At 38.4% G+C, this 6625-nt stretch carries 7 protein-coding genes and 1 pseudogene; 2 read left to right on the plus strand and 6 right to left on the minus strand.

All coding sequences use genetic code 11. From position 1 onward, the window contains the following. Window positions 1-53: 53 nt before the first annotated feature. The 3 genes from IQ19_RS26760 to IQ19_RS26770 all read right to left on the minus strand — a co-directional run bounded on the left by IQ19_RS26760 (window position 54) and on the right by IQ19_RS26770 (window position 3757). Complete coding sequence (locus tag IQ19_RS26760) at window positions 54-1349, minus strand: ABC transporter substrate-binding protein (protein ID WP_144546721.1); 1296 nt, start codon at window positions 1347-1349, stop codon at window positions 54-56. 68 nt (window positions 1350-1417) lie between these two features. Further along, window positions 1418-2818 carry a family 4 glycosyl hydrolase gene (locus IQ19_RS26765; protein ID WP_144546723.1) on the minus strand — a complete coding sequence of 467 codons (1401 nt, stop codon included), beginning with the start codon at window positions 2816-2818 and terminating at the stop codon, window positions 1418-1420. 21 nt (window positions 2819-2839) lie between these two features. After that, window positions 2840-3757 carry a carbohydrate kinase family protein gene (locus tag IQ19_RS26770; protein WP_144546725.1) on the minus strand — a complete coding sequence of 306 codons (918 nt, stop codon included), beginning with the start codon at window positions 3755-3757 and terminating at the stop codon, window positions 2840-2842. Between the two features lie 334 nt (window positions 3758-4091). Here IQ19_RS26770 and IQ19_RS26775 point away from each other — a divergent pair, with 334 nt between their 5' ends. Both IQ19_RS26775 and IQ19_RS26780 read left to right on the plus strand, forming a co-directional pair. Next, a complete protein-coding gene (locus tag IQ19_RS26775) occupies window positions 4092-4835 on the plus strand; it encodes a GntR family transcriptional regulator (protein ID WP_277875364.1) in 744 nt (247 codons plus the stop codon). A 29-nt stretch (window positions 4836-4864) separates the two neighbouring features. Continuing rightward, on the plus strand, window positions 4865-5449 hold the full coding sequence (locus IQ19_RS26780) for a YesL family protein (protein WP_144546727.1): 585 nt from the start codon (window positions 4865-4867) through the stop codon (window positions 5447-5449). A 177-nt stretch (window positions 5450-5626) separates the two neighbouring features. Here IQ19_RS26780 and IQ19_RS26785 read toward each other — a convergent pair whose 3' ends face one another. The 3 genes and pseudogenes from IQ19_RS26785 to IQ19_RS26790 form a co-directional block, all read right to left on the minus strand. Next, on the minus strand, window positions 5627-5962 hold the full coding sequence (locus IQ19_RS26785; protein WP_199749566.1) for a hypothetical protein: 336 nt from the start codon (window positions 5960-5962) through the stop codon (window positions 5627-5629). Then, complete coding sequence (locus IQ19_RS27905) at window positions 5963-6121, minus strand: hypothetical protein (RefSeq protein ID WP_158638918.1); 159 nt, start codon at window positions 6119-6121, stop codon at window positions 5963-5965. 309 nt (window positions 6122-6430) lie between these two features. Then, window positions 6431-6625 (minus strand): annotated as a pseudogene (locus tag IQ19_RS26790) (YfcC family protein); the annotation flags it as partial.

Consider the following 6625-nt stretch of genomic DNA (forward strand, 5'->3'; position numbering starts at 1 on the left):
AATTGAATCGAAGGATGTCTTGGCACCCTTCGATTCCGAATTCATCATGTTAATTAATTTTTCTCTGCTGCTTTTGTCAGTTTGTCAGCTGCTTCTTCCGGAGTGAGCTGTCCATTCCCCAACGCTGGATAAATGCTGCTTACTTCATTTTGAACATTGTTATGCCATGTTTTTTGGTAATAAAGGATCTCATTTTCAGCTTCTTCAGCCACAGTTAAGAATTCTGCCAGAATAGGGAACTTCTCTTTCACATCATCCGTAATTTCTACCTTAGGGGAATCCGGAAGTTCTCCTTTAAGCAATAGCAATTCTTTTTGGCGTTCAGGACTTACAAGTTCCTTGATAAACTCTACCGTTGCATCTTGATGCTCTTTATCCTTTGATAAGACAAAATAGCCTTTTTCTGGCGCATTAAATAAAGTGTTTTCCGGATATAAAGCTACACCAATTTGCTTATCCAATCCTTCTTTAGCTTTGTTTGGATCACTGAAATCAGCAATCATCCAAGGCCCATTTGCAATCATGGCTGTTTCGCCATTCAAGAAATGCATAGCTGCAGTATCATACTTAGATCCAACCGCATCTGACGTTGTATACTCCTGTAGCATCGATTGGATTTTCACTAATGAGTCTACAATATAAGGCTTGTTGAAATCTTTCGGGAAATAAGTGTTCATGAATTCAAGCCCTGCTGCACTGTCACTGCCAATCATTGCGTTAAACCATAAGGAAGAAAGCCATCCTGTTTCTGCAGTATCCATGGATACTGGAGTGATCCCAGCCTTTTTTAGCTTTTCAAACTGTTCGAATAACTCATCCCAAGTTTTTGCTGGTTCTGAAATTCCGGCTTTATCAAATAATTCTTTGTTATAGAAATAACCCATCATTCCTTTAAAGCTAGGAAGTCCGTAAACCTTTCCATCATACGTATTGACTTCTAGTGATTTTGGATCGAATTGTTCTTTAAATTCAGGATCTTCCTCCAAATAAGGAGTTAAATCAACTGCTTTACCGGCTTCATATGCAAGGTCCAGTAATCCCAGCGGAGACATGCCTACATCCGGCGTGTCATTGGACTGCAAAAGCAGCTTCATTTTATCAACATAGTTTTGCTCTCCTGCGATTTCTTCTGTAACTACTCTAATTTCACCTTTATGCTCTTTATTGAAGTCTTCTACAACACCGTCAAACCATTGGGCATGCGGGTCTGTTCCAACGTAATAATGCGGAAACTTAATAACAATTTCACCATCAGTGGCCTCTTCAGACGTCTTGCTCGAACACGCCGTCAAAGCGATAAGCATTACACTTAATAAAAGCAAGCTAAGTTTCTTTAATGATTTTTTCATTATTTTCTCCCCTGTTCCGTTTTTTTAAAAAAACTATCATTTAAGCTTCTAAAGGCTAAAACTTTCTATTAATTTACCTTTTGTTCTTCTTTAGTGAATTGAGGAAGGTGCTGCTGATGTACTTCCAGGTATTCATCCAAGATAGCTTTTGCAATGGTGTAAGATGGAACAAGCGGATGAACAGTCAGTGCTTTTAGGGCAGTATCGTAATTGCCTGTTACTGCTGCCTCTACTGTTAATCTCTCATATGTCTTTACAGGTTTGATTAATGACATCGCGACATCCGGAACTTCCCCTACTGCTAAAGGAAAATATCCATTTTCATTTACCAAACAAGGAACCTCAACCACATCATCTTTCTTAAGCTCCTCAATTGTTCCATTGTTCGGGATATTTAAAGTGAGTACTTGCTGCTTGTTATATTTAATGCTTTTAATAATATTTAAAGCAAGACCTTCGTAGCCTTCCTCTTCATATGTGATTTCGATTTTTTCTTCTTTTTCATAAACGTTATGGACATTGCCAGAGGTTTCGCGAGACATATACGTATTATTCCGCTCTTCCATCGTTTGCTTATAATCATCCCATGCCTTTTGGATCTCACCTTGCTTCACATGATCGTATAAACGTTCAAGCAATGGCCTTCCCAGTTTAACGATTTGCTCTCCACGTGTTTCATCGGTATCTTGGATATTCTTAACAGCTTGGTCATGATAATAGAAATAATAGAGATACTCGTTAGGCAGCATTCCAATATTTCTGATTAAATCCGGGTCAAAGAAGCTGAAAATATGGGATGAACGAGACAGAGATTCATAGTTTTCGAGAATTTCAGGCAGTTTATCTTCACCATTTACAATTACTGAAGGCACCCACCCTAAATGGTTTAATCCAAAGTACGTAGCTTGAAGGCTTGTATGCGGCACTCTTAGGTATTTCCCTAAAGCATTCTTGATGCCGGCATGGGCATCGCAAATGCCGATGACTTTGTCATGATAGCCATATGTATTTAATGCTTGTGCAAGAAGTCCTGAAGGATTTGTGAAGTTCAATAGCCAAGCATTAGGTGCAACCTCATGAATGATTTTACTATACTCAATCATCACAGGAATTGTCCGCAGTGCCATTGAAAATCCGCCTGGCCCTGTAGTTTCCTGGCCAATTACGCCATGTTTGAGAGCAACTCGTTCATCTAAAACACGGGACTCTTCCTGGCCCACTCGAATCGCAGAATAGATAAACTCGGCATCTTTTACAGCCTCTCTAATATCACTGGTAAAAGTCAGTTTAAAAGAAGCATCATGTTGCTTAACAAGATATTTGGATAGCTCCCCCATTACTAATAGACGATTTTCATCTGTATCAAATAACGTTACTTCTGTTAAATGCAAGTCAGGATGTTTAAATAGTCCCTGTATTAATTGGGGAGTACGCATTCCTGCTCCTCCGAGTACTGTTAATTTCATCATGTTTCCTCCATTCTTTGCTGTTTATTTTATAGGCAAAAACTCTTTTTCTACTTGCTCCCAGTACGGACTTGCAGTGGCCCCGCCTAAACCTTCCACCGAGCAGGCTCCGCAGAAATTTCCTAAGCGTATTGCATGTTTTAAGTCATGGCCTTTTATTACACCCGCTATTAATCCAGCTGCAAATACGTCACCAGCTCCAGTGGTATCAATAGCATTCCTTTTAAACCCGGGGATTACAACCTCATTACCGTCAACATTACTTAATGCCCCCTCAGGACCTAACTTGATAATGACCTTTGTATATGGGCATTGCACCCGGAATGTATTCAAGGCTTTTGCAGCTGTTGTTTGTTCAGTCATATAGAGAGCTTCTCTTAAATTAGGCGTAAAATAGTCTCCAAGTTTAATTATTGGGTAAATATCCGCGTTTTTTAACCATTCTTCATCCCAGCCAACATCGAGCGCAACTTGAATGTCTTTTTCTTTTGCTTTCTGAATAACAGGGAGTGAATTGGGCCTCACACTCATATGTAAAAAATTTGTTTCTGCCTGATCCAGAATCTCCAGAGTGTAGGATTCCAGATCAAATCCCTTCGCTTCATCCTGATAGGACAGAAAAGATCGATCTCCTCCATAATTAATGGCCACTGACAAAGTTCTAAGCGGCTGATCCAGCCTTTTCATCAATTTTGTTGATACACCTTCAGACTCGAGGCTATGTACAATAAATTGGCTTAAGACGTCTGTCCCTATTGGAGACAGTATCGCTACCTTCAACCCTAGCCTTGAAAGGGCAACCGCTGTAATATAAGCTGCTCCGCCAGTGAACTCAAATTCACCGCAATAAACTTCCTCTCCGGGTTCGGGCATCTTTGGAATTTCTGAAAAAATCACATCAGTTGTTATGACACCTTGAACTAAAACATCCCACTTTTCCATATTTCGCTCCCGTATACACGTTATAATGTTGTTATGACAACTTTAATCTTTTTTCTAGTTTAAAAGAGATATTTCCAGCCTTTAATTGTTAGCGTTTTCAAAATAAAATGATCATTTCTATTACATTAACAAATTACAACTTGTAATGTTGTTATTACATCACATGTTAGTTCATGATAAGTATAACGTCAATACATTATTAAAAATTTTCTAAAATTATTCAATACCTGCTTTAAACCTTGTTTTAAAGGTAATTATTTTTTTAGCGCATAAAATGTAATCACTTTCTTTTTAAAATAACTTGTTATAACATGTTAGTAAGCAGATTTTGAGAGTGAGTGAAAATTACATGCAGAACAAGCAAGGAACGGCATTATACTATTCTGTGAAAGAACAGATTCTTAATCGCATAGAGCAAGGAATCTATCCTATCGGAGGGAAACTTCCCAGCGAAAGTGACTTATGTACAGAATTTGAAGTGAGCAGGACAACGGTCAGGCTTGCACTTCAACAGCTCGAGCAAGAAGGCCGAATATATAAAATGCAGGGAAAAGGAACCTTTGTATCACAGCCAAAAATCCAGGAAACAATTACGCAAACCATTAATACCTTCTCGGAACAGATGAAAAGCATTGGGCTTCAAGCACATTCGGAAGTTTTGAGTTTAGAAATGATACCTGCGACTTTAAGCCTTGCAAATTTTTTAGATATAAAACCAAATGAACCCATAATCGAGCTCATAAGACTCCGTTTTGCCGAACAAAAACCTTATCAGCACTCGACGTCATATGTACCCTGGAAAGTAGCACCCCATTTAATTCACGATGATTGTTCAGGTTCACTATTTGAGTTGCTCAAAACCAAATACCACTTAAAGATTCTGAAATCTGTGGAATCTATTGAACCCATTATTCCAGATTCAAACATTAGCAATCTTTTAGGAATACCAGAAAATACAGCATCTTTCCGTTCAGAGTCCATTACATATACTACTGATAAAGTTCCGATTGAATATTCATCTACTATAGTCCGGGGAGATTTTGCGAAATTTGTGACTGAACGATACTATCATTTTTAATACATGACACAAGCAACACGGAGGATATTATGAAAGTGCAATATGGAAAGTTTTTCGCTGTAACAGAACGCTTTTCAAATCTTTTTTTCTTAAACTTCCTTTGGATTGCCGCCTGCTTGCCGATCTTCACCATTGTCCCTTCTACATCTGCCTTGTTTGGAGTCTACAGGGAATGGGCAACCAAAGAGGAAACAAGTATATTTCGGCCATTTTTCAAAAAGTTCAAAGAGAATTTTAGACAAAGCATGGTATTGCAACTAGTATGGATCGCCTTTGCTTTAATTGTTTATTTTAATTTATCAATAGTTAATAATATAGACGGGGTTTTCCGGACTGTTATACTAACACTTATATTAACTTTAGGTTTCTTCTTAATAACAACGACAATTTACATGCTCACACTTATGGTACATTATGATTTTTCTTTATGGAATTTATGGAAGAATTCCTTCCTGCTGGCATTAACGTGTTTGCCTACAACTTTCATATCTATAATGATTTTATTGGCAGCCGGAATCTTAACTTGTTTGTATCCCGTCCTTCTGGTATTGGTATTCAGCGTAACTGCTTATTTGATCTTTTTAGTGTGTTTCCGTGTTGTTAGAGTGGCTTGAAAAAATACTTCAACAGTTCTTGTTGACTTATGGATGTAAAAAAACAAAGCAGCTATAATGATAGCTACATAATAAAATGGAATAGTAAAACTAGTAAAGATCATCCACGCAATAAAAAACAGCCCAATGCAAAAATTAGATAACTAAAGTGACAAAAGAACGTATGCTTCTTAAAAGTTAAGAAAATACAAAACCAGCAGGATTAATCTCTCTGCTGGTTTTTGAATATTTGAAGGGCATTTTATAGAAGCACATTTCAGTCAGCCTTGATAGCCCCTGTATTTCACAGCCCTCAGGCCCGCATTCTAGCCCGCCTTTTAATTGGGTTTCTTTTGCTTTTTCTTCTTTCAGCTGTTTTTGCTGCCATTCTATGTCTATTGCCGGCGAGAATTTTTCTGGGTGGCGGATATACCAGCGCTGTTTTCGGATTAAAAAGTTGTCAGTATCCAAAGGCAAGGCTTCATCAAGCTCCTTTATAGCAGCCTCTTTGTTGCCATTCTTGGCGTATTCCATTCACAGCTTAAATTTCGTTTGCGCCAGCTGCAGCTCCAGGTCACTTGGATGTGAGGAAGGATTAAAATACTGATCCTCCAGCTCTACTTTTTCAACCTCGCCACGAATTTTACCGTCCAGGCTAATAAGGTCCACGTTTGGCATTTTTTCTAATAACAATATAATCCCTCCTTTGCCTCTCAGTTTACAAACTCTTTAAGTGTGAAACATATATTTTGTATTAAATTTAAAATATTTAGATAATAACTAAAGGAAATCCCTAAACGGACTAATTTTTTTTGCGGATTTAACCGTTCTATTTGCAAAACCGACTTATCATTTGCAGAGTTCGCAAATGACCTATTCCGGCACATTGATTCAATCAAACGTTTGATTAATTTCCAACCCGATTCTTACATAATCTGAGTAGTAACAAGTTAAAAAGGGAGACACCCCTTTTGGCATCTCTCTTTACAGACAAAATGTCTGCTACTGTACTCCAACTAATACAGCCGCAACTAACGCTAGGGAACCAATAATCAGCCACCCAATAATAAGCTTCCAGATGAATTTTACCCAGCGCTCATACGGGATGCCGGCAACGGCCAGGTAACCCATTAGGGCGGCGGAGGTTGGAATGATCGAGTTTGTGATGCCGTCGCCATATTGGTAGGCAAGGACCGC

Source organism: Cytobacillus oceanisediminis (assembly GCF_007830235.1).
Taxonomy (GTDB): domain Bacteria; phylum Bacillota; class Bacilli; order Bacillales; family Cytobacillaceae; genus Cytobacillus; species Cytobacillus oceanisediminis.

Excerpts from the sequence above, each read along its gene's own strand:
- IQ19_RS26760 (WP_144546721.1), bottom strand. The coding sequence starts at position 1,349 with ATGAAAAAATCATTAAAGAAACTTAGCTTGCTTTTATTAAGTGTAATG.
- IQ19_RS26785 (WP_199749566.1), bottom strand. The coding sequence starts at position 5,962 with ATGGAATACGCCAAGAATGGCAACAAAGAGGCTGCTATAAAGGAGCTT.
- IQ19_RS26765 (WP_144546723.1), bottom strand. The coding sequence starts at position 2,818 with ATGATGAAATTAACAGTACTCGGAGGAGCAGGAATGCGTACTCCCCAA.
- IQ19_RS26780 (WP_144546727.1), top strand. The coding sequence starts at position 4,865 with ATGAAAGTGCAATATGGAAAGTTTTTCGCTGTAACAGAACGCTTTTCA.
- IQ19_RS26770 (WP_144546725.1), bottom strand. The coding sequence starts at position 3,757 with ATGGAAAAGTGGGATGTTTTAGTTCAAGGTGTCATAACAACTGATGTG.